The following is a 20,570-nucleotide window of genomic DNA, read 5'->3' on the forward strand; positions in this document are numbered from 1 at the left end:
GCTGCCGAACCGGATCGCCGTGCGTTCGCAAGGGCTGCAAACCCGAACGGAGGGATGAAATCAATCACGCCACCTTCATTTGGGCATCTCGCGCAGTCCCAAATTCTTGATACGCGGCGAACGGCAGGATTCGTAACAGCACTGACATGAACACTGCCCATAGGGGCCTTCGCTAGGCCGAAACGGCAAGCACCCCAGGGAGATTTCATGAGACTAACCGCCATAGGCGCCAGTGTTCTGGCGCTTACCGTCGCTTGCGTGCAGCCCGCGTTCGCGCAGGAAACCACCTCCGCCGTCCGCGGTCGCGTCACCGATGCGGGCGGACAGCCCGTTGCGAACGCGTCGGTCACGATCGTTCACATGCCGTCGGGCACGCAGATCAGCCAATCGACCGACACGACGGGCAATTTCAACGCGTCCGGTCTGCGCGCAGGTGGTCCGTTCCGCGTGACCGTCGATGCACCGTCGTACGACAGCAAGGCCATCGAAGGCGTGCAGACCGCCGCTGGCAGCACCGTCACGCTGAACGTCGTGCTCGATCCGCAAACCGGCAACGATATCGTCGTTACCGCCAAGGCCAAGCGCAACGGTCTCGCCATCGCCGGGCAGACGAGCCTGAACGCCGATGCGATTCAGGGCATCGCGTCGGTCAATCGCGACCTGCGCGATCTGCTGCGCCGCGATCCGCTCACCAGCCTCGATCCGAACCCGCGAGGTCGGGCGATCTCGATCGGCGGCGCCAGCCCGCGCGGCAATCGCTTCACGATCGACGGCGTCGCGATCGGCGACGATTTCGGCCTCAACGCAGGCGGCCTGCCGTCGGCGCGCGGCATCGTCTCGCTCGACGCGATCGACCAGCTCAACGTGAAGGCGGTCCCGATCGACATTGCCGAGGGCGATCTCCAGGGCGGATCGGTCAACATCATCCTGAAATCGGGCAGCAACCGGTTCCATGGCAGCACCTTCGGAATCTTCGGCGACGATTCGCTTCAGGGCACGAAGACCTACGACAATGTCCGCTCGGACGGGACGGTCGTCCCGGCGGCGGCGGGACGGCTGACCCCGGTGCCGAGCTTCCGCGATTACGGCGGCAACCTGTCTGGCCCGATCATCAAGGATAAACTGTTCTTCGCCATATCCTATGAGCAACTCAAGGAAAGCCAGGTCAGCGCGCGCGGCTTGACGGGCGAGGGCGCGAGCACCGAGATCCCGTTCGTCACCCGCGCCACCGTCGACCGCGTCCGCAGCATCCTGAACAGCCGCTACGGCTTCGACCCACTCGACATCGCCAAGACGCTGCCGGAAAAGGACAGGAAGGCGTCGGCAAAGCTCGACTGGAACATCAGCGACCGGCACCGGCTCGCGCTGACGTACATCTATCACAAGAACGAGGTGCCGCGCGATGTCGGCTTCAGCGAGACCGGGTCGAACCCGTCGGTTGGGCTGCAATCCAACTTCTATCTGCTCGGCGAGACGACCAATGCCTATGCCGCCCAGCTGAATTCCAACTGGAGCGACAATTTCTCGACCGAGCTGCGCGTCACGCGCCGCGACTATGAGCGGACGCAGAACCCCTATGGCGGCAGCGATTTCCCCGAGTTCGAGGTCTGCCTCGACACCGTGTCGCGCGGCAGCGGGCTGAACTGCCTTGCCCCGACCGGCGCCAACCCCAATGGCCGCGTCCTGCTCGGCCCCGATCAGTTCCGCCAATCCAACTATCTCAGCATCCGGAACAGCGGCGTGTCGTGGTCGGGCCAATATTCGGGCGGCGGCCACGTCATCAAGCTTCTCGCCGAGGGGCAGCAGGTCAAGATCAACAACCTGTTCGTCGCCGCGACCAAGGGCAAATATTACTTCGATTCGATCGCCGATCTGGAGGCGGGGCGCGCGAACCAGCTGACCTATGCCAATGCATTGTCGGGCGATCCCGCGGACGCGGCCGCACGCTTCAACTACATGTCCTATACGTTCGGTGTGCAGGACAGCTGGTCGGTATCGCCCGATATCACGGTGACCGGCGGCCTGCGCTACGACTGGGTCGATGCCGACCGACCGCAGCTCAACGCCCGCTTCCTCGCGGCGTACGGCTTCACCAATGCCGCGATGCCGACCGGCGGCGTGCTGCAGCCGCGGTTGGGCGTGACCTGGGATGCGAAGCCTAATCTGCGGCTGTCTGCCGGCGGCGGTCTGTTCGGTGGCGGTACGCCGGACGTCTGGTTCTCGAACTCCTTCTCGAACGACGGCGTGCGCCAGAACAGCCTGTTGTTCCAGCGCAACGGCGCCAGCTTCGTCGATGCCACGCAGACCGGGGCCGCGGCGAACATCGCCCCGTCGCTGGGATCGGCGGCGCTCGACAATGTCACCGGCCAGAGCATTCCAAGCGTCGTGGACCAGTATCTGGCAGGGGCCGGCGCCCCCGCGGCGGCGTCGGTCGGGGCGCTCGACCCCGATCTGAAGCTGGCGTCCACCTGGAAGGCCAATGTCGCGCTCAACTGGTCGGGCAGCCTGCCGTTCGGCCCCGGCTGGATCGCGGACAATTGGGAATTCAACCTCAGCGCGCTCGCCAGTGAAGTGAATAACGGCTTCGTCGCGAGCGACGTCCGGACCACCCAGATCGGCGTGCTTCCCGATGGCCGCCCGCGCTACAATCCCGCGGTCGGCGCCAATTGGGACATCGTGCTGCGCAACACCGGCCAGGGCAGTTCGCGCGTCCTCGGCGTCGGGCTGGGCAAGCGGATCGGCGGGCTGTCGCTGGGGGCGAACTACATCTATTCGGACGTGAAGGATGTCGGCTCGTTCACCGGCTATACGCCGACCGAGTTGCTGAGCGTCACCACCGCCGATCCGAACCGCGGCACGCTGGGCCGGTCGAGCTTCGAGACCCGGCACAACGGCAAGGTGCAGATCGGCTATCGCGCGGACCTGTTCGGCGACAACGAGTTCCGGATCGACCTGTTCGGCGAATTCCGCAGCGGCCGCCCGTACAGCTACACCTTCACCGATGCCAGCAACGGCCGGTCGCAGGTGTTCGGCACGGTCGGCGGTAACGGGCGGCATCTGTTCTACGTCCCCGATTTCGACCAGGCGGCGATCATCAACGCGGCGGGCCGTCCGCAGGTCGGTATGGTGGAGTTCGCCGACCAGGCGACGCTCAACGCGCTGCGTGCCAGCGTCGACGGCAGCAAGTTGCGCAAATATTACGGTGCGATCGCGCCGCGCAATCTGGGCACGTCTCCGGGGTTCTCGAAACTGGATCTTCACGTGTCGCAGGAGATCCCGTTCTTCTTCGGCAAGGCGAAGGTCTTCACCGATGTCGAAAACGTGCTGAACCTGCTCAACCGCAACTGGAACACCTACAAGGTCTTCTCGGACTCGGTCAGCATCGCCAACGTGTCGTGCGTCGCGGCGGCGGGCAATCCGTGCGCCCGCTACCTCTACTCCAATGCGAGCAGACAGACCGCCACGACCTATCAGAGCGCCTCGCTCTGGCAGATGCGGGTCGGCCTGCGCTTCGACTTCTGATCGACGGACGGGGAGGCCAGGACGCCTCCTCGTCGCGCACAAGGATTACAGCATGCGATTCATCAGGGCCTTTCTCGCCGGTGCGCTGGCGCTGGCATCGACACCGGCGATGGCGTGGGGACCGACCGGGCACCGCGTCAGTGGCGCGATCGCGGACCGCTTCATCTGCGGCACGACCCGGCTGGAGATCCGCGATCTCCTCGGCGTCGAAACGCTCGCCGATGCCGCCAACTGGGCGGACTATATGCGGATGCAGTCCGATCCCTATTGGAGCAAGACGACCTTCAACTGGCATTTCGTCACGATACCCGACGGCAAGACCTATACGCAGGCCGGCGTCCCCCCGCAGGGCGATGCGGTGTCGGCGCTGGCCAAGTTCCGCGCGGTCGTGCGCGACCGTACGGCACCGCTCACCGCGCGGCGCGACGCACTGCGGATGATAATCCATATCGCCGGCGATCTCGGTCAGCCGCTGCATTCGGGCAATGCCCGCGACCGCGGCGGCAATGACGAGATCGTGACGCTGCGCGGCGAACAGACCAACCTGCATACGATCTGGGATTCGACGCTGATCGACAGCGAGCAGATGTCGTACACCGAATGGACCGACTATCTGCTCGCCCGGATCACCAGCAAGCAGGCCATCGCCTGGTCGACCCCCGATCCCGTGGCATGGGTCGACGAGGCGCGGGCGCTTCATCCGCGGGTCTATCCCAAATCGAAAACGATCGACGGCGACTATCTCTACAATGCCCGGCCGCTGTTGCATCAGCAGATGACGAAATCGGGACTGCATCTGGCGGCGTATCTGAACGATCTTTTCGGGCATTGCAGCGGGTAAGGAGACGGGGCCTGGCATAAGAGGTCGACCGGCCCCGCCACCCGATCCGGATCATGCACCGCCATGAGCCGGAATGATGGCAGTTACAGCCGCGTCGGGTTCTTGGGCTCAGGAAATCGGGACGCCGCCGGTCACGGCTACGACGTTGCCCGACATATAGCTGCCTTCCGCCGAGGCGAGCAGTACATAGGCGGGGGCGAGTTCACCCGGCTGTCCGGCGCGGCCGATCGGCGTGTCCTGACCCAGTGTCTCGAGTTCCTCCGGCGACTTGGCGATCGGCTGGATCGGCGTCCAGATTGGGCCGGGCGCCACCGCGTTCACGCGAATGCCGTCGCTGGATAGGAGGTTCGACAGGCCCACAGTCAGGCTCGAGATAGCGCCCTTGGTCGCCGCATAGACGATCATGGACTTACCGGCGACCTTGGCCTGTTCGCTGGTCGTGTTGATGATCGCCGAGCCCGGCTTCATGTGCGGTACCGCTGCCTTGGCCAAACGGATCATGGCAAAGACGTTGGCAGAGAAAGCGGCCTGCATCTCGTCGTCGTCGATGCTGTCCAGCCCCTCGTTCATGGTCTGCGCGGCGGCATTGTTGACAAGGACGTCGATGCCGCCGAGGTCCGCGACGGTACGCTCGACAAGGGCTGCGCAGTGATCCCGGTCGCGCAGATCGCCCGGCAGCAAGATGCATCGCTGTCCTGCCTTCTCGACCCAGGTCCGCGTCTCCTCGGCGTCGGCCTGCTCGTCCGCGAGGTAGGAGATAGCAACGTCTGCCCCCTCACGGGCATAGGCGATCGCCACTGCCCGACCGATACCGGAATCTCCGCCGGTTATGAGCGCGACCTTGCCCTTGAGCAGGCCCTTGCCGACATAGCTCTCCTCGCCATGATCGGGCTTGGTTCGCATCTTGGTCGTTAAGCCGGGGCTTGGCTGCTGCGGCTCGTCAGGGAAACGGGTCGGCTGGCTGGTGCGCGGATCGTCCGTCATATCGGTTCCTGCTGGTGGGATCAGCAGCAAACGGTTCAGAAGGAATAACGTGCCGGGCAGACGCCATCATGAACGGGAAACAGGCCGCCTAAGTGCGACGGCGACGGAGTGTCGGATGGTGGAAGGCGGGGAAGGGCGACGTAAAAAGGGCATCCGGGTCGCCCCGAATGCCCTCGTTATACAAGCCGCTTGGGAGCAACCTGCGTGCGGTTTTACGCGCTCAGTATCTTAGATGCCGTTCGAAAGATTGGTATCCGGGTCATTGGTGCGCATGTCGTCGGCCTGGTTCTGGCCGGTCGCGCGCACTGCATCGGCCTTGTTCTCAAGGCTTGCTTCCGCTGCAGCATTGTCAGTGGTGTCGGCAGCATCCTCGAGGTTGTCGGCAACCGCTTCGGTGTTCGACTCGATGGTATCAGCGGCGTTCTCACGCGGGCTGGTGTTGCAGGCTGCGAGCGAGAGCAGGCCGGTAACGACGGCGACAGCAAAAATCTTCTTCATGATCTACCCTTTTTGTGGTGCCATACGGATACACAAGGCGCGTCCGAAATCAACGCCGATCTGACTAGTGGGGTATGGCTGCCTGCCGCCGCGCATGTCGGTCCGGGTCACCGCACCCACCCGCGGGGTGCGCATGGTCTAAGATGCTGCGGTGGCTCATCTGCAAATACCTTGGCCCGTGATGAGCATCACCGTACATCGCTGCGACGCCACGCGGCCATTAAATTGAAGCTACCAATACGGGGCAAGCTAGCGGCGACAGGAGCGATGAATGATCGGCGATCCCAAAGCATTGGCCGTTATCGCCGTTGCGCTTTTGATGGCGACGCTCGTCACGTGGGTCGCAGCTCGCCTTGTCGGGCGGCGGCTGGCGAAGCGGAACCTGTTCCTGGCGCGCTCCGTCACGGTCCTAGCCGCGCCCGCGATTGCGCTCGCGTACGGGATCGTCGTGTTCCGGGTCGACTCCGCTGCGCATCCGGAGTCGGACTGGCCACCGATGGCGCTCACGGGTGCAATCATGATCGCGATGACGATGCTGCTCGCGACTGTTCCCACGGCTCGGCTTTTACTGAAAAGCCGGACGGTGGCGGTTGGCGGCGACACCGCTGGCCGCTTGGCGTTGCCGGGTGAAGCGGCAGGGGGACGCAGCACGACGGCGATGCCGCTGAACATCAGCATGACGCGGGACAGCGTCTGTCTGGCGGACGATGTCGATGCGCCGCACGAGAAGACACTCGTCATGACGGCCGTCGATGCGCTCGCCGACGTCGCCGCCAAGGTTGCGGCGTCAAGCTATCTGCCGATGCCGAGCGACGCCTGGGGCTGGACGATAGAGGCGGGTGATGCCGTGGTGGTAATCCGTCCGGGTTTTTTGCGCCGTCGCGTAGCCACACTGCAAGGGGATCCTGCAGCCGTCCTGGCAAGCGACCATCCGGCGTTGGAAGCGCTCTACGTCCGTCCGGGCTCGCGGTGGCGAGACGCAGCGGCGACCCCGTTACAACCCGGACCAGTCAGGGGCGGTCAGCGCGAGGCTGAGTAGAGCGGTTTTCTCGCTCCTCGTCGGCATAGTGGCGTTCACCACTGCCTTCCAGCCGAGCAAACCCAAACGGCATTTTCAGTCGGCTTGCATTACCTGAGGTATTAAAGACCGCTACACGCTTCAATCCCGCCGAGACCACCGGCCGCAGCATGCGCCGATCGCCAGCAACAGCGCGCTTGCGGGCATGATCACTAGCAGGGCGAGCGTAAGCCCGAAGCCGTACCAGTAGCAATGCTCGCCACCCGACCCGGCCGCGCAGCCTGTGGCGAGGCCTTCAAGCACCAGCAGGAGCGGAGCGAGAAGAACCAGCAGCAGCATGGCCGCGTGTCGCCGCCATGATCGCTCGCGCCGTTCGAGCCACCACGAGATCGTGACGAGCAGCATCGCCGAAACCGGCCACCACGTCACTAGCAACGTGAAGATCGCGACAAACATGGCCCGTCGGTTAGCCCATCAAAATACCGCGGACAACCTTGCCGCGGAGGGGCCGAGGTCGGCGCTGGACCGGGTCGCCGATACCCCAAGATCCGCCGTCCGAGCGGATACCAGGCTGTGCGACCTTGCCGCGCGCGGCGGCGGCGTGCGGACATTCGGTTATGATGTGCGGGATAGCTCGAGCCTTCTCCTGGCGGAGCCGATCGCTTGCTGCTGATCTCGTCGCGCGCCGGCCTTCCGACACCGATCGCCGACATACTCGCGGACGACGCTCGCCGATGGGGTGAAGGGCAGGCGAGGCTCACGCTCGTGCTTCAAGCGCGGGAGTCGGGATTGCCCTTGGTCGACACGCGTGCGGGATTGCCGACGACCGTCGTTCCTGCCGCGACATCGCGGGTGACGACGCTGCCTGCGCCGATGATGGCATCGTCGCCGATCGTCACGCCGGGCAGGATCAGCGCGCCGGCGCCGATCCAGACGTTGCCGCCGATCCCGACCGGGCGACCGAACTCCAACGCCTTCGCTCTGACGGCTGGATCGCGAGGGTGATCCGCCGTCAAGATCTGGACACCCGGTCCGATCTGCGTCCCCGCGCCGATCCGGACCGATACGACATCCAGCACGATGCATCCGAAATTGAGAAAGACGCCGTCTTCCAGGTGGATGTTGTAGCCGTAATCGCAGTGGAACGGCGATCGCACAGTGGCGCCGTTGCCGACATGACCCAGCGCGTCGCCCAGCATGGCATGCCGCTCTGACGCAGGCGCAGCGGACGCGGCGTTGTAGCGGGCGAGCCAGGCAGAGGCCACGGCGGCGTCGGCCGCGAGTTGAGGATCGTCCGCGGTGTACAGGTCGCCGCGCAACATCTTCTGCTTCTCGGTCGCCATGCTCAGCTCAGATCGTGAAGGTCTTTGCCGAGCGGGGCGGTGATCTGGAAATCGGAGAACCGGATCTTCAGGCCGCTGCGCTCGGGCGTACAGGCCATCGGACCCACCTGATACGAAGTGGCAATGGGGAACGGCGCGAGGCGAACCAGCGGCCAGGTCTTTCCGTCAGCCGAGACCTGAAGTCGCAGCACGCCCTTGGCGACCGTGGCGCGCATCCAGAAATCCTGCGCCGGATGTTCATAAGGCCCGGTTGCCCAATCGGACTTGTCATCGGTCAGTACGCTGCTCAGCATCGCGCGTCCGTCGGACAATTCGATCCCCGCCTTGACCCAATGGCGTTCGTCGACCCGCACCATGATTCCTGCCTGGTCGTAGAGCTTTTCATATTGGCCGCGGATGCGGACCTGCGCGGTGAAGGCGTCGGGCGCGGTGAAGCCGAGGAAATGACCGCTGTCTCGGGTGAAGCCATAATGCGTTTCCCGCCAGAAGTCGGTTCCCTGGTCAGTGACGATCGACAGGTCGCCGCTCGGATCGACCGTCCAGGTCTTCGGCGCGTTCAGCCATCGCCCGTCGCGGCGGCCCAATATCCGCGTGCCGGTGGCCGCTTCGAGCGGCGTGGCCGTCACTGCCGGGATGGCCAATGCGGCAGCGCCGCCCAGAACCGTACGACGCGACATATCCAGGGTCTTCACAAGCAATGCCTTTCGCTACGATCGCAATATGTGTACATCTGTACATAAGTGCTGGAAAGGCAAAAATTGACTGTAGAACCCCGTCGGCGGAATGATCCGGCGCGCCGACAGCGGATCGTCGACGCGACGTTGATCGTCATCGAACGTCACGGCGTGGCCGGGACCACGCATCGTCGGATCGCCGAGGCAGCCGCGGTGCCGCTGGGATCCGTCACCTATTATTTCGTAACGCTCGAGGACCTGCTGACGACCGCGTTCCTGCAACTGGCGACGACCTCGTCCGGCGCGTTCGCGGCAAGACTGGATGCCGCGACCACGCGCTGCGAAGCAATCGAAGGCGTCATCGATATCATCGCCGGGTCGGTCTGGGCGGATCCGCGCACGCTGTTGCTGAGCTATGAGCTATACGCCTACGCGGCGCGCCATCCCGACGTCACGACGGTCATGCAGCACTGGATGGACAATAGCCGTGCGGCGCTCGGCCGGTTCTTCGATCCGGTCACGGCGCGGGCGCTGGATGCGCTCGTCGAGGGGATCGGCATCCACAATTCGATCGACACCGCACCGCTCGACCGGGATGCGATCCGTGTGATCATCGACCGGATTACCGGGGACGCGTGACGGAACGGGTTTTGCCGCTGAGTATAGCTGCGGACAAAGCTTGTGGCAGCCAGCGCTTGATACGCGACGCGAGGCGCAGACCGCGGCTCCCGGTTTAGTACTGCAGCGCCAGTCATAGGTATCTGACAGGCGCCACGGCGTTCCATGCGTCAGGCTTCGACGGTGGCGGTCAACGGTGGTGTCTGCTGGTGTTGGACGACCAGCCAATCGTCGTGTCCTCGCATCCGCAAGGTCGAGGTGCAGTGCGCCTCGTACTTTTCTTCTCCCTTCGCACACCGGGCTGTGTACGCGACGACGATCAGGCCCTCTTGCGGGCGTGACACTCGGCGGTCCGACAACTCGACCTTATCCCAATCGGGCGTAACCTTGACCGCATCCTTCGCGTCCTGGCCTTGGAAGACATAGGGCGGACGGGGCAGGACCATGACGATCTCCTCGTCGATCCGGTCCTGGTAATGCTCGTCGCTGGCATCCCATAGGCTGCTCTCGAATTCCCACACGCGCTGGTCGTCCATGCCGTCTCTCCTTCGTCGCTACAGCGCGAGAGGACAGGATAGGGTTCCGATATCTCGGCACCATCGTGTTGATATTCGTCGGCGTTTAAAGTCGCAGCGGATGAGAGACCGCATGGGCCACCGACATCTGCGTGGGCCTGCCGGTCGACTACGGACCGACCCTCGTAGCCTCGAAGTCGCGGTTCGTTGGAATGAGGGAACGGGTAGCGACAAAATGCTCTTACATCCAAACGGATCGTTACTGATAAAAGCGCTGCATGCCGGCGGCGAAGGAATGGCCGCGCGCTTTCAGCAGAGTGCGCCGTCCGCCGGCGCGAGAATAGACCAGCGCCAAGGCTCCGACCTTGGAACGAAAGGCAGGTCTGGTTGACATCGAACGACGGGATGCGGCTTTTGTCCAGTCCGAGTTCGCGCTGTACCAGAACCCCGTTCCGGGCCGCCGGCGGCATGGTCATTCCGCAATTTCCATTCCTGCGGCAGGGATGGGGGCGGGGGCGGTCGCGGTCGCACCGAGTGTCACATAGTCGATCTTGCCCGTGCCCAGCACCGGTAGCGCATCGACGATCCGCAGGTCGCGCGGGACCGAGAGTTCCGCGATCCCGTTGGCGCGCGCCCAGGCCTGCAAGACGGCGGCGGTAGCGGCGCGTTCGGTCGTGAACAGCACCAGCTGCTCGCCCTTGCGCATGTCGGGGCGCGTGACGACGGCATGCTCGGCGGCCGGCCAGACCTTGGCTGCATATCCCTCGACCGCGGGCAGGGAGACCATCTCGCCGCCGATCTTGGCAAAGCGCTTGGCACGACCGCGAATGACCACGAAGCCGCCCGCGTCGATCGTCACGATATCGCCGGTGTCGTGCCAGCCATCTGCCGGCGGCTGAAGCAGGCTGGGTGCGTCGGCCTTGAGATAGCCGGCCATGATGTTGGGCCCGCGCACCGACAGCCGTCCGCCCTCCTCGATCCCCGGAACGGCGTCGAGCCGTGCCTCGATCCCCGGCATCAGCCGGCCAACGCTGCCCGCCTGGAAATGCATCGGCGTGTTGACCGCGATGACCGGAGCGGCCTCTGTGGCGCCATAGCCTTCCAGGATGCGCAGGCCGAACTTGTCGGCATAGGTCCGGCGCGTCTCGTCGCGCACCCGTTCGGCGCCGGCGAAGATGTAGCGCAGCGAGTAGAAGTCATAGCCATGCGCCATCCGCGCATAGCCCGACAGGAAGGTATCCGTGCCGAACAGGATCGTGGCGTTCGCGTCGTAGGCGAGCGCGGGAACGATCCGGTAGTGCAAAGGACTTGGGTAGAGCAGCGTGCGTACGCCCGACAGGATCGGCAACAGCGTGCCGCCGGTCAGCCCGAAACTGTGGAACACGGGAAGCGCGTTCAGCACGACGTCGCTCGAGTTGAAGTCGATGCGGGCCGACAATTGGCGGCAATTCGCGAGAAGGTTGCGGTGCGTCAGCACGACTCCCTTGGGCAGACCTTCCGAGCCGCTGGTGAACAGGATGACGGCGGGCGCATCGGGCGCGATGCGGAGTCGGCGATGGCTGTGGCGTGCCCAGCGCGTCGCTATCAGCGCGCGCACCTTGTCGATGGCGCCGATGGTCGCACCGATATCCTCCAGGTAGCGGACGCCGATCCCGGCGGCTTCCAGGCCGGTGACGATATCGCCGAGCTTCGCCTGGTCCACGAACGCGCGCGCGGTCAAAATCGTGCGGATTTGCGCGGCGGTGCATGCGGCCTGCAGATTGGCGAGCCCTGCGGTGTAGTTGAGCATCGCCGGCACGCGGCCGTTCGCCTGCAGCGCGAAGACGGTGACGACGACCGCGCCGACGTTGGGCAACAGCACGCCGATTGCTTCGCCCGGCCGGGTGATCGTGGCGATCGGCCTGGCCAACGCGAGACTTCCGGTGACGAGGCGACCATAGGTCATCGGCGTGCGCTTCACATCCTCGACGATCGGGGTATTCGCGCCGTGGATGTCCTTCGCCTCGAGCAACGCCTCGAAGAGCGTCATGTCGATGTGCGACGTCGCGAAGATCATCTCGCTCATCACGTCGTACAGCTTGCGGCCGGCCATCGCCCGGCGCTCGCGCGCGCTGCCCGACGCCGGCAGCGCGAAGCGGCGCGGCGGTAGGATCGTCAGGCTGACCTTTGGGAACATGCGGAGCCGGACCTTGCCCCTCAGCCGCGAGAAGGGCGTGAATTGCGCGCCGTCGATACGCACCGGCACGATCGGTGCATCGGCCTTGTCGGCGACCATGCCTGGCCCGTCGAACACCTTCATCAGCGCGCCCGTGACGGTGATGCGACCTTCGGGAAAGATCACCAGCGTGCGCCCCTCGCGCACGGCTTTCACCATCGCCTTGGCCGCCATCGGATTCATCGGATCGACCGGGAAGGCATCGAACATGCCCAGGAACGGTCGTACCCACCATGCCTTCGCGATCCGGCTGTGGATGGCGAATGTCGGCTTACCGGGAAGGAAGGCGGCAAGCAGCAGCCCGTCGAGGAAGGACACATGGTTGACGACGATCACTGCACTGTCGCCCGGTCGGGGCATGTTTTCGCGGCCGTCGACCTCGACGCGGTACAGCAGGACGAGCAACCCGCGGATCAGCGCTTTGAACACCGTCTCGGGCAGCAGCCAGCACGAGATCAGCGCCACCGCCAGCGTCGCGAAACCCAGTGCACCGATGACGCCGGGGACGCTGGCGCCCGTCGCGAGCAGCAGGGTGACGACGAGGACGAGCACGACCGTGACGGTCGCGTTGACGATATTGTTGGCGGCAATGATCTGCGATCGCTGCTCGGGCGCGCTGTGCGTTTGCAGGATCGCGTAGAGGGGCACGATGAAGATGCCGCCGGCAAACGCTATCCCGGCCAGCGCGAACAGGATGTGCCAGCTTCCGGGCATGCCGACGAACGCACCGACATCGGAAACGGCTGGGCCCGGTGCGTACGCGCGCGTCGCGATCCACAGGTCGATGAGGAACGCCGCCAGCCCGAGGGCGGAGGCGGGAACATAGCGCGCGGAGACCTCGCCGCGCAGCAGTTTGTTGACGAGCACCGAACCGATCGAGACGCTGATCGAGAACACGAGCAGGAACAGCGTGACCACGCTGGCGTCGCCGTGCAGCGTGCCGCTGACCAACGGCGCGAACTCCGACAACAGGATCGCGCCGACCGAGAAGAACCAGCTGATGCCGAGGATCGAAAGCCACACGCCGCGACCGCCTTGCGCGGCCGCAAGGATACGCCACGTGCCCTTGAACACGTTGCGTTCGATGCGGAGGCCGGGCGATGCCGCGGGAGCCGAGGGTACCGCCATGCTGATGACGAGGCCTATGATCGCCGCACCGGTCGCGAACAGCCCCGCTTCCCAGGGCGGGACGAGCCCGCCGAGCAACTGACCCGATAGGATCGCCAGGAAGGTGCCGGCCTCGATCAGCCCGGTGCCGCCCATCAGTTCGCGCGGCGCCAGATGCTGTGGCAGGATCGAGTATTTGACGGGTCCGAAGATCGTGGAATGTACGCCCATCAGGAAGAGGCAGGCGAGCAGCACCGGGATCGACTGGATCCAGAAACCACCCAGCGCGAGCAACATGATGGCGACTTCGGCGGCCTTGATCGCGCGGATCAGCACCGCCTTGTCGAACTTGTCGGCCAGCTGGCCCGCGAGCGCCGACAGCAGGAAATAGGGGAGGATGAAAAGCCCGGTCGCGATGGTCGCCAGCAACTCCGCCTTTGCGGGCGCAGCGGCGTAGATGCAGAAATTCGCGAGGAACAGCAGGCCGAACTTGAGGACGTTGTCGTTGAAGGCGCCGAGGAATTGGACCGCAAACAGCGGCGCAAAGCGGCGCTTGGCAAGCAGCGACAGATCAGGTGCGGACATGGACGTAACTCCCCGTGCGCCGGTGTACCGACGAAATGCCAAACCGATAGTAATTTTTGGGCGGTACTACGCCCTCGAACGGACCTATGCCTAAATTGAGCGCTGTACAATTAAATAATTAGACGGCGCTCAATTTTATCAGTACCGACGCGTACAGATGGGACGCCGGTCGGATCATACTCGCGAGGAGCTTCATGCGTTGATCCTGAGCGCCGGGCACGCGGTGATGGCGGAGGACGGCTTTGCGCGGTTTTCAGCGAGAGCGGTCGCCAAACGGATCGGCTATTCGGTCGGCACGGTCTACAATGTGTTCGGCAGCAACGACGCGCTGGTGCTGGCGATCAATACCCGGACGTTCGCGCTATGGGCGCAGCATCTTCGGAGCGTTCTGGAGGATGCCGGCAGCGATCGCATCGGCGCGCTGGTGACGGGGTATTTCGTGTTCGCGCAGCGCAATCCGAACCTCTGGATGGCGATCTACGATCATCGCCTGCCTGCATCGATGCCGGTGCCCGAGGACGATGCGCGAGTCCGGGGCGCGCTGACCGGCATCGTCCGGGCCGAGATCCTTGCCGCTTTGGGGTGTGAGGACGACGATGCGATGGCGGCGCTGACCCGGTCGCTGATCGCCGTGGTGCACGGCCATTGTGCGTTTGCGCTTACCGGAAGCTTCGCGCTGATGGGCGAACATGACCCGATTCCGGCGGCTATCGCGCGCGTCCGCGAGAGCCTGAACGCGGCACGGCTGACCAGGCTTCCGGACTGAAGGCGCTCGGCCCGGCCGCGCGGACGACCGCACGCTCCCGTGCCTATTGCATCCACGGTGCCCTGCGGCAGCCACGGCAGTACAGGATCATGCGCGGGCGGCCAGGGCGATCCAGCCATCCCAGCGCGTAGCGATCGATCTGCCAGCGGCCATTCGTGCCGTCGGCGAAGCCTACGTGCCCCTGGACCACGCAGGGTGACTCCGGAAGGGTGTAATGCACGGCACGCGCGTCCGCCTCGCGGGCATCGCGGAAGAAACGGCGCGCATCGGTTTCGGTCAGGACAAAGCCGTGACAGGGTGGGTCGAGCGCGTCCTCCGGCCAGATCGCAAAGCCCTGCACCTCGCTGCGAAGCGCGACGACGCGCGCGAGCCCTGTCGGGCAAAGCGGCGGTTCGAACTCTCTGCCCGCGCTGCACGGGCCGACCGATGCGGCCAGCACCGAAAGCAAAAGGGTTAGCATCGCTTTGCGCTCATTGGCTCGGGACTACCCCCGTAGTTGACTGCCCGCATCTTGCCCTAGGCCGACTGTACCGCCTCGTCCGTCGCGTCACGATCAAGCTCGACGAAACTCTGCCGCGCGGCAACCCCGTTCTCGCGGTCAGGCGGCGATCGCGGCCAGCTCGATGGTGAAGCTGATCGGCAAGCCGGGGACGGCGTAGTCGCCAGCATGCGGCTTGAGGGTTTCACCAAGCGCGCGGGCGGTCGCGGGGGTCAGTCGCACGACCAGTTTATCGTCCGCTTCGACAACCGCGTCGCGCTCGCCCGGCTCGAACAGCACTCGTGACTGACCGTCGCCGCCTTCGCCGACGAGCAGCAATGGCCGATCGAACGGCAGGCGCAACGGCAGCAACCGCGTGAACTCGTCGACCTGCCGCGGCCCCAGTATGATGTGGTAGTCCGGTGCCCGCAAAAGCCGCTTGCGACCTGTCCACCTGAGTATGTCGGTGAGGAGATAGCCAGTCGATGAGCCATCGCGGATCGTACCGTCCTCGACCTGCTGCGACATTACCGGATCGGCCAGCAACGAGGTGCGCCCGAGATCGGTCACCAGCAGCGGCAGCTTGGGCCGGAACGCATCGAGCAGCCGCGACGTCTTCCACTGCTTGGCGGCGCGTTCCTCGTCCTCGGTCAGCCCGACGACCTGCAGGAATGCGACAGCGCCGGACGGTGTCTCCAGCGCGGGTAGTTCCGGGTCGGCCGTGAACGCGATGGAGCGCAGCGCGGTATCGCTCTCCTGCGACAGCGGGCCGTTGATCGGCATCCAGTCACCGTCGCGGAACACGTTGCCGGTCTGGAACACGTAGCGGGCAAGGTTCTGCAGGAAGTTCAACGCCCAGACCGGCGGCTCCTCCTCAGCCGGGTCGCAGGTCGGGCGGAACGTCAGTTCGAAACCATAGCCGCTGACCTCCGGGTCGTCGCTTTCCTTGGCGTAGAGTTCCGACAGGCCATAGGTCACGATATGCCAGTGCGGCACCGGCTCGAGCCGCTTCCAGGCACTCAATCCATCCAGCGGGTCCGGCCCGCCCAGGCTGTAGCGGATCAGCGGACCGAAGTGGCGCGGCTCCCGACCCGGGTAGAGGTGATCGAACGCTTCGGTAATCGCATCCCAGCCCGGCGACAGGTTGTCGGCGGCATTCTCTGCGGCATCGTCCAAGGCAGGGCTCCCAGCAACAAACGGATATCGCTGGCCTAGCTGCCGGATCGTCGGCTTGCTAGACGTTCAGGCCAGAGACTTTCCACCCCGGCGGCGCAAAGCCGGCGGCAGACGCGGAGATGCGTCCCAGCGTCGGCAGCGTAGATGGGGTCATCGCCGGAATGTCCATCGGGTCGGACGAGTCGGACGCTTCGGCGGCAGCGATGCAGATTCCCGGGGCCGCAAGAAGGAGGATCGTCACGTGGTCCTTTGGACCGAAGATTGCCTGCGACCGAACGTGCGGGCGCGGGACGGCCTCCGATCTGGCGTCCTCACGCGCGCCGCCCCGCCGTTCAGAAGCGCTGGCTCGGGAAGTCGGTGAAGAATTCGCGGCGGCAATCGCCCTCGGCAAGGCTCGCGCCGGAACCAGACCAGCCCATCATGACGGATTCGCTGACCTTGCCAGTGGTGCGCGACAGGCGGAGCTCGGTGTCGGAAGGCCCGCCGATCGAAGCGCGGCTGTCGTTGATGACGATCTCGTCCGCGGTCACCGTGCTGATCGCGGCGGGCACTTTGCATGCGCCGCGGCACCAGCGCTTGGCGTCGAGATCGATGCGGAAGCGTTCGGTCCAGGCGGTAGCGGGCACGCCGGTACGCTTCTGTTCCTTGCCCTTGCAGACCAGATCGAACTGGTTGGACGAAGCCGCGATCGCCGGCGCCGTGACGCCGATGGCGGTAAGCAAAGCGATGGCAACGAGGACTGGCCGCTTGAACATGATGCTTCCCGGTTGGTTTACGACGGCTCAAAAGTGGCATGCCGGTTGGTTGGCAGCAAGGCGTTTTAAAAACGCACGGTGCCTTGTCGTGGCGCGCCCCGTCCGACGTCGAGAACATGTCGCCCGCATACCGGAAGGACTGTGCCGGGTCTTGGCCTGGCAGAAACAGCTCACGCAATACGCCTGAAAACGAGGGGTAGCAAGCAAGGGCGCTGACGGCCTTGCGCCCGCCGAAGCTGGTCATGGCGGTCAACAATGTCTCGGTGGGCGCCGCGCGTGCGGCGGACGATTGGCTTGTAGCGCGCTGACTGTAATAGTCTCATTCTCGCGGTCCGGAATTTGATATTTCGGAAGAGGTTTCAGTCCCACGAACACGACGGAGAGTTGAATGATCGCGTTGGTTTTGATGCTGGCTGCCGGTAATTGTGGCGACAAGCCTAATCAGACGGCCATGACGATGTGTCAGAGGGCAGTCGCGAGTGCGGCAGATGTCGAGATGAACCAGGTGTGGAGACGGGTACGCGCTGTCATGCAGGCCGCCGACCGCAGCGCCAGTTCCAAGCCGGCAAAGGCAGGCAACGTCGCAGCGCTGCTCGCGTCTCAACGCACTTGGCTCACGTTTCGCGACGCGGAGTGTCGGATCGAGAGTTACGAATGGCGCGGCGGGTCGATGCAGCCGTTCACCGAGAACCAGTGCCTGACCCAAGTGACCCGGTCGCGCACGCAGCAATTGCGAGAGATGTTGAGCTGGCAACGATGAGGTAGCGGGGGCCGACACCCGCTGAACCGCTGCTCATGCCCGCAGCCTTGGCGATGGTACCGGCCGGTTCGCTCAGACGTACTGCATCGGCGGCGGGGCGGGGTAGACCGTGCCTCGTCTCCGCAAAGCAGCCAGTGCGTTCCGGTATTCCAAAGCGTCGCCGAAGGTGGCTGGACTGCTGTCGAACGGCGCTCGACGGCATGTACGGTAAGCGGAACGGCGAGACGGTCTGCCTGTGGCGCGGCGGCGATCACGACAATGAGATCCTGGAGAGAGACGGGTCCCCCGGTCTCTTGTCGTTCCCGATCGATCATCCTGGTGGGACAGCGTCAGCCTGCGTGGTCGCGGTTTATCTGCCGGACTGCCGCTTGGACCGTAGCATAGGCAGAGATTGATGATGCGCTCCCCATCACCTTGGCCGTCAGCAACGTCGAGTGCTCGCCGACTTTCGCACGACGGGAACTTAAGCTGACCTCTCTAGTTTGGACAGCATGTTGTCATAGCGACAGGATGCTGATTTGAGTGACCAAACATCGTCTGCCCCTGTCAGGGATCTTGCGCTCGCGGTGTTCGAGACGAACGGCCGCTTGGTCGATGCAGGCAATGCGCTGGTCCGTCCGATCGGCCTGACGACGGCGTGGTGGCAGGTCCTGGGGGCTTTGGGCTTTTCACCCCATCCGCTCCCGGTCGCGCATATTGCCCGCAACATGGGGCTGACCCGGCAGGCCGTGCAGCGTGTCGTCGATCTCCTCATCGCAAATGGGCTGGTTAGCCAGCAGCCTAATCCGCACCACCAGCGCGCCAAGCTGATCGTCCTTACCGCCGTCGGCTGGGCTGCACTTGCCGGGGCCGAGACAGCCGTCGCCCCGCTCGATCAGGCTATCCTCGATCGGATCGGCACCGATCGGATCGTCGCAGCCATTGCCGTGCTTCGCGAAATGAACGCAGCGATCGCCGACAGCCTTTCACCGATGACGGACGCTGCCGCACCCTCAACGCCCAAGGATATCGCATGACCAGCACATCGCTCCGTGACGGCTTCGACGCCGACGTCATCATCGTCGGCGGGGGACCGATCGGTCTGACGACCGCCTGCGCGCTCGCGCATCACGGCGTCGATTGCTTGCTGATCGAACAACGCAGCAAACCCAAAGAGTGGTCGCGGGCTAATAACCTGTGGGCCCGGCCGCAGGAGCTGCTTGCCAGCATCGGTGTACGCGATGCTATCGCTGCGCAAGCGTACAGCATCACTCAGGTCAACACGCTGCTGAACGGCCGCACGGTCGATCCGGTCGAGATCGCGGACGTACCAAGCCCCTACGGCCCCGTCCTCTACAGCGGGCAGGACGTCATCGAAAAGACGCTTGCCGATCAGGTGGACGCCAAGGGTGGCAGGATCGAGCGCGGGCGCAAGGTGACGGGGTTCGTCCAGGACGAGGACGGCGTGACCGTGACGCTCGCAACGGTCAGCGAGGACGACGAGACCGTGACGGTCGGCCCCGAGGAAACGCTGCGCTGCCGCTACATGATCGGCGCGGACGGGCCCAAGGGCTTTGTGCGCGAGGCGCTTGGTCTCGGCTTCGAGCCGAAGAAGCTGCCCAACTGCATGAACCGTCAGGTCGATGCCAAGCTGAGCTGGCGCCGCTCGACCGATTTCGACCATCTCTGGTTCTTTTACTATCCGCGCGGTTTCTGCGGCGTGCTGCCGGTCTGGGGCGGCTACCACCGCCTGTTCTTCCTTGCCGACGACACCGGCATCCCCGATCGCGATCCGACGCTCGAGGAAATGCAGGCGATCGCGCGCGAGGTCACCGAGGACGAGACGTTGACGCTCACCGATCCGATCTGGCTGACGCACAGTCGCTTCCAGCACGGCGCCGCGGCGCATTACGCGAAGGATCGCGTGCTGCTCGTTGGCGATGCCGGGCATTTGTCGCTGCCTGCCGGCGGCCAGGGTATGAACTCCGGCTTTCACGATGCGATCGGCGTCGCATGGCGGCTCGCGATGGTGCTGGCAGGCAAGGGCGCGCCGATATTGCTCGACTCGTACGACGAGGAACGCGGCGGTGAGCATCGCCGGCTGGATGACCAGCAGGTCCGCGGCTTCCAGAACAGCGTGTATCGCGGGAAGGTGAAGGACGCCGCGATGGATGTCGCCGCGCGCTTCATTCCCAACATCGGCACTCTCATTCAGGGCAGCGCCGATCTTCAGCAATTGACCGTAGGTTATCCCGATAGCCCGCTTAGCGAAGACCACCTTGGCGGCTTGCGTGATTTGCTGAGCCGCCATGCGCCGAAGGCGGGGGAGCGGGCGCCGGATGCAAAGGTGATCGTCGCGGATGGTGGTTCATCCACGCTGTTTGCGCACCTCTACAATCCCGATGGATGGAGCTGGGGCTGGTCGTTGCTCGCCTTTGACGGCCGGCGGGCCGACTCCCTGCCCGAGTTGCGGAAGGCCTTCGCCGAGGTCGCGCGTTGGGCGTGGGTCCGGCCACGGCTCGTGCTGGGCGCCGCTGTTGCTGCGAAGGATGATGCGAAGGTGCTCTACGATCTCGATGGCGAAGTCCACGCTGCCTATGGCGTCGGTGACACGGCCGCGCTGATCCTGGTTCGGCCGGACGGTCATATCGCCTTCCGTGGCAGAGCTGACCGGCCAGACATGCTCCGCGCCTATTGCCTGAAGGTGGCCGGTCACGAGGAGGAATAGTGCGGAAA

Annotated in this window: 19 protein-coding genes; 8 read left to right on the forward strand and 11 right to left on the reverse strand. The window is 64.7% G+C overall.

Going from position 1 to position 20,570, the window contains the following annotated elements; genetic code table 11:
• The first annotated feature begins 207 nt into the window (after positions 1-207).
• Both HMP09_RS03000 and HMP09_RS03005 read left to right on the forward strand, forming a co-directional pair.
• Positions 208-3,522 carry a TonB-dependent receptor gene (locus tag HMP09_RS03000; protein WP_176499119.1) on the forward strand — a complete coding sequence of 1,105 codons (3,315 nt, stop codon included), beginning with the start codon at positions 208-210 and terminating at the stop codon, positions 3,520-3,522.
• A 52-nt stretch (positions 3,523-3,574) separates the two neighbouring features.
• The gene (locus HMP09_RS03005) at positions 3,575-4,363 is read left to right on the forward strand and encodes a S1/P1 nuclease (protein WP_176499120.1); all 789 of its coding nucleotides are present in this window, start codon (positions 3,575-3,577) and stop codon (positions 4,361-4,363) included.
• Between the two features lie 108 nt (positions 4,364-4,471).
• On the opposite strand, the gene HMP09_RS03010 is transcribed toward HMP09_RS03005, so the two are convergent.
• Both HMP09_RS03010 and HMP09_RS03015 read right to left on the reverse strand, forming a co-directional pair.
• Positions 4,472-5,347: an SDR family oxidoreductase gene (locus HMP09_RS03010; protein ID WP_176499121.1), complete on the reverse strand. Its 876-nt coding sequence runs from the start codon at positions 5,345-5,347 to the stop codon at positions 4,472-4,474.
• 228 nt (positions 5,348-5,575) lie between these two features.
• Positions 5,576-5,845, reverse strand: coding sequence for a hypothetical protein (locus tag HMP09_RS03015; RefSeq protein WP_176499122.1), 270 nt, complete (start codon positions 5,843-5,845; stop codon positions 5,576-5,578).
• A 271-nt stretch (positions 5,846-6,116) separates the two neighbouring features.
• Here HMP09_RS03015 and HMP09_RS03020 point away from each other — a divergent pair, with 271 nt between their 5' ends.
• Positions 6,117-6,884, forward strand: a complete 768-nt coding sequence (locus HMP09_RS03020; protein WP_176499123.1) for a hypothetical protein — start codon at positions 6,117-6,119, stop codon at positions 6,882-6,884.
• Between the two features lie 120 nt (positions 6,885-7,004).
• Here HMP09_RS03020 and HMP09_RS03025 read toward each other — a convergent pair whose 3' ends face one another.
• The 3 genes from HMP09_RS03025 to HMP09_RS03035 form a co-directional block, all read right to left on the reverse strand.
• A complete protein-coding gene (locus tag HMP09_RS03025) occupies positions 7,005-7,319 on the reverse strand; it encodes a hypothetical protein (protein WP_176499124.1) in 315 nt (104 codons plus the stop codon).
• 314 nt (positions 7,320-7,633) lie between these two features.
• Complete coding sequence (locus HMP09_RS03030) at positions 7,634-8,212, reverse strand: sugar O-acetyltransferase (RefSeq protein ID WP_443026457.1); 579 nt, start codon at positions 8,210-8,212, stop codon at positions 7,634-7,636.
• Positions 8,209-8,898: a DUF1349 domain-containing protein gene (locus HMP09_RS03035; RefSeq protein WP_197942452.1), complete on the reverse strand. Its 690-nt coding sequence runs from the start codon at positions 8,896-8,898 to the stop codon at positions 8,209-8,211. Before HMP09_RS03035 ends, HMP09_RS03030 begins: the two co-directional genes overlap by 4 nt.
• A gap of 66 nt (positions 8,899-8,964) precedes the next feature.
• Here HMP09_RS03035 and HMP09_RS03040 point away from each other — a divergent pair, with 66 nt between their 5' ends.
• The gene (locus HMP09_RS03040; RefSeq protein WP_176499126.1) at positions 8,965-9,519 is read left to right on the forward strand and encodes a TetR/AcrR family transcriptional regulator; all 555 of its coding nucleotides are present in this window, start codon (positions 8,965-8,967) and stop codon (positions 9,517-9,519) included.
• A 149-nt stretch (positions 9,520-9,668) separates the two neighbouring features.
• On the opposite strand, the gene HMP09_RS03045 is transcribed toward HMP09_RS03040, so the two are convergent.
• Positions 9,669-10,034 (reverse strand): DUF4440 domain-containing protein, encoded by a 366-nt coding sequence (locus HMP09_RS03045; RefSeq protein ID WP_176499127.1) that lies wholly within the window; start codon positions 10,032-10,034, stop codon positions 9,669-9,671.
• Positions 10,035-10,485: 451 nt separating this feature from the next.
• Positions 10,486-13,920, reverse strand: a complete 3,435-nt coding sequence (locus HMP09_RS03050; RefSeq protein ID WP_176499128.1) for an acyl-[ACP]--phospholipid O-acyltransferase — start codon at positions 13,918-13,920, stop codon at positions 10,486-10,488.
• A 199-nt stretch (positions 13,921-14,119) separates the two neighbouring features.
• Here HMP09_RS03050 and HMP09_RS03055 point away from each other — a divergent pair, with 199 nt between their 5' ends.
• Positions 14,120-14,686 carry a TetR/AcrR family transcriptional regulator gene (locus HMP09_RS03055; protein WP_232090597.1) on the forward strand — a complete coding sequence of 189 codons (567 nt, stop codon included), beginning with the start codon at positions 14,120-14,122 and terminating at the stop codon, positions 14,684-14,686.
• Between the two features lie 43 nt (positions 14,687-14,729).
• On the opposite strand, the gene HMP09_RS03060 is transcribed toward HMP09_RS03055, so the two are convergent.
• The 4 genes from HMP09_RS03060 to HMP09_RS03075 all read right to left on the reverse strand — a co-directional run bounded on the left by HMP09_RS03060 (position 14,730) and on the right by HMP09_RS03075 (position 17,095).
• Positions 14,730-15,146, reverse strand: coding sequence for a hypothetical protein (locus HMP09_RS03060; RefSeq protein WP_176499130.1), 417 nt, complete (start codon positions 15,144-15,146; stop codon positions 14,730-14,732).
• A gap of 138 nt (positions 15,147-15,284) precedes the next feature.
• Positions 15,285-16,340 (reverse strand): suppressor of fused domain protein, encoded by a 1,056-nt coding sequence (locus HMP09_RS03065; RefSeq protein ID WP_176499131.1) that lies wholly within the window; start codon positions 16,338-16,340, stop codon positions 15,285-15,287.
• Between the two features lie 58 nt (positions 16,341-16,398).
• Entirely contained in the window at positions 16,399-16,581 is a 183-nt protein-coding gene (locus tag HMP09_RS03070) for a hypothetical protein (RefSeq protein WP_176499132.1), read from the reverse strand.
• 91 nt (positions 16,582-16,672) lie between these two features.
• Positions 16,673-17,095 (reverse strand): hypothetical protein, encoded by a 423-nt coding sequence (locus tag HMP09_RS03075; protein ID WP_176499133.1) that lies wholly within the window; start codon positions 17,093-17,095, stop codon positions 16,673-16,675.
• A 388-nt stretch (positions 17,096-17,483) separates the two neighbouring features.
• Between HMP09_RS03075 and HMP09_RS03080 the strand changes: the two genes are divergently transcribed.
• The 3 genes from HMP09_RS03080 to HMP09_RS03090 all read left to right on the forward strand — a co-directional run bounded on the left by HMP09_RS03080 (position 17,484) and on the right by HMP09_RS03090 (position 20,562).
• Positions 17,484-17,855, forward strand: coding sequence for a lysozyme inhibitor LprI family protein (locus tag HMP09_RS03080; RefSeq protein WP_176499134.1), 372 nt, complete (start codon positions 17,484-17,486; stop codon positions 17,853-17,855).
• Between the two features lie 518 nt (positions 17,856-18,373).
• Positions 18,374-18,871: a MarR family winged helix-turn-helix transcriptional regulator gene (locus HMP09_RS03085; RefSeq protein ID WP_176499135.1), complete on the forward strand. Its 498-nt coding sequence runs from the start codon at positions 18,374-18,376 to the stop codon at positions 18,869-18,871.
• Positions 18,868-20,562: an FAD-dependent oxidoreductase gene (locus HMP09_RS03090; RefSeq protein WP_176499136.1), complete on the forward strand. Its 1,695-nt coding sequence runs from the start codon at positions 18,868-18,870 to the stop codon at positions 20,560-20,562. The genes HMP09_RS03085 and HMP09_RS03090 overlap by 4 nt, the downstream gene beginning before the upstream one ends.
• Positions 20,563-20,570 lie beyond the last annotated feature (8 nt).

Source organism: Sphingomonas sp. HMP9 (assembly GCF_013374115.1).
Lineage (GTDB): Bacteria > Pseudomonadota > Alphaproteobacteria > Sphingomonadales > Sphingomonadaceae > Sphingomonas.

Excerpts from the sequence above, each read along its gene's own strand:
- HMP09_RS03020 (WP_176499123.1), top strand. The coding sequence starts at position 6,117 with ATGATCGGCGATCCCAAAGCATTGGCCGTTATCGCCGTTGCGCTTTTG.
- HMP09_RS03045 (WP_176499127.1), bottom strand. The coding sequence starts at position 10,034 with ATGGACGACCAGCGCGTGTGGGAATTCGAGAGCAGCCTATGGGATGCC.
- HMP09_RS03005 (WP_176499120.1), top strand. The coding sequence starts at position 3,575 with ATGCGATTCATCAGGGCCTTTCTCGCCGGTGCGCTGGCGCTGGCATCG.
- HMP09_RS03050 (WP_176499128.1), bottom strand. The coding sequence starts at position 13,920 with ATGTCCGCACCTGATCTGTCGCTGCTTGCCAAGCGCCGCTTTGCGCCG.
- HMP09_RS03080 (WP_176499134.1), top strand. The coding sequence starts at position 17,484 with ATGATCGCGTTGGTTTTGATGCTGGCTGCCGGTAATTGTGGCGACAAG.
- HMP09_RS03015 (WP_176499122.1), bottom strand. The coding sequence starts at position 5,845 with ATGAAGAAGATTTTTGCTGTCGCCGTCGTTACCGGCCTGCTCTCGCTC.
- HMP09_RS03010 (WP_176499121.1), bottom strand. The coding sequence starts at position 5,347 with ATGACGGACGATCCGCGCACCAGCCAGCCGACCCGTTTCCCTGACGAG.
- HMP09_RS03000 (WP_176499119.1), top strand. The coding sequence starts at position 208 with ATGAGACTAACCGCCATAGGCGCCAGTGTTCTGGCGCTTACCGTCGCT.
- HMP09_RS03075 (WP_176499133.1), bottom strand. The coding sequence starts at position 17,095 with ATGTTCAAGCGGCCAGTCCTCGTTGCCATCGCTTTGCTTACCGCCATC.
- HMP09_RS03060 (WP_176499130.1), bottom strand. The coding sequence starts at position 15,146 with ATGCTAACCCTTTTGCTTTCGGTGCTGGCCGCATCGGTCGGCCCGTGC.
- HMP09_RS03090 (WP_176499136.1), top strand. The coding sequence starts at position 18,868 with ATGACCAGCACATCGCTCCGTGACGGCTTCGACGCCGACGTCATCATC.
- HMP09_RS03025 (WP_176499124.1), bottom strand. The coding sequence starts at position 7,319 with ATGTTTGTCGCGATCTTCACGTTGCTAGTGACGTGGTGGCCGGTTTCG.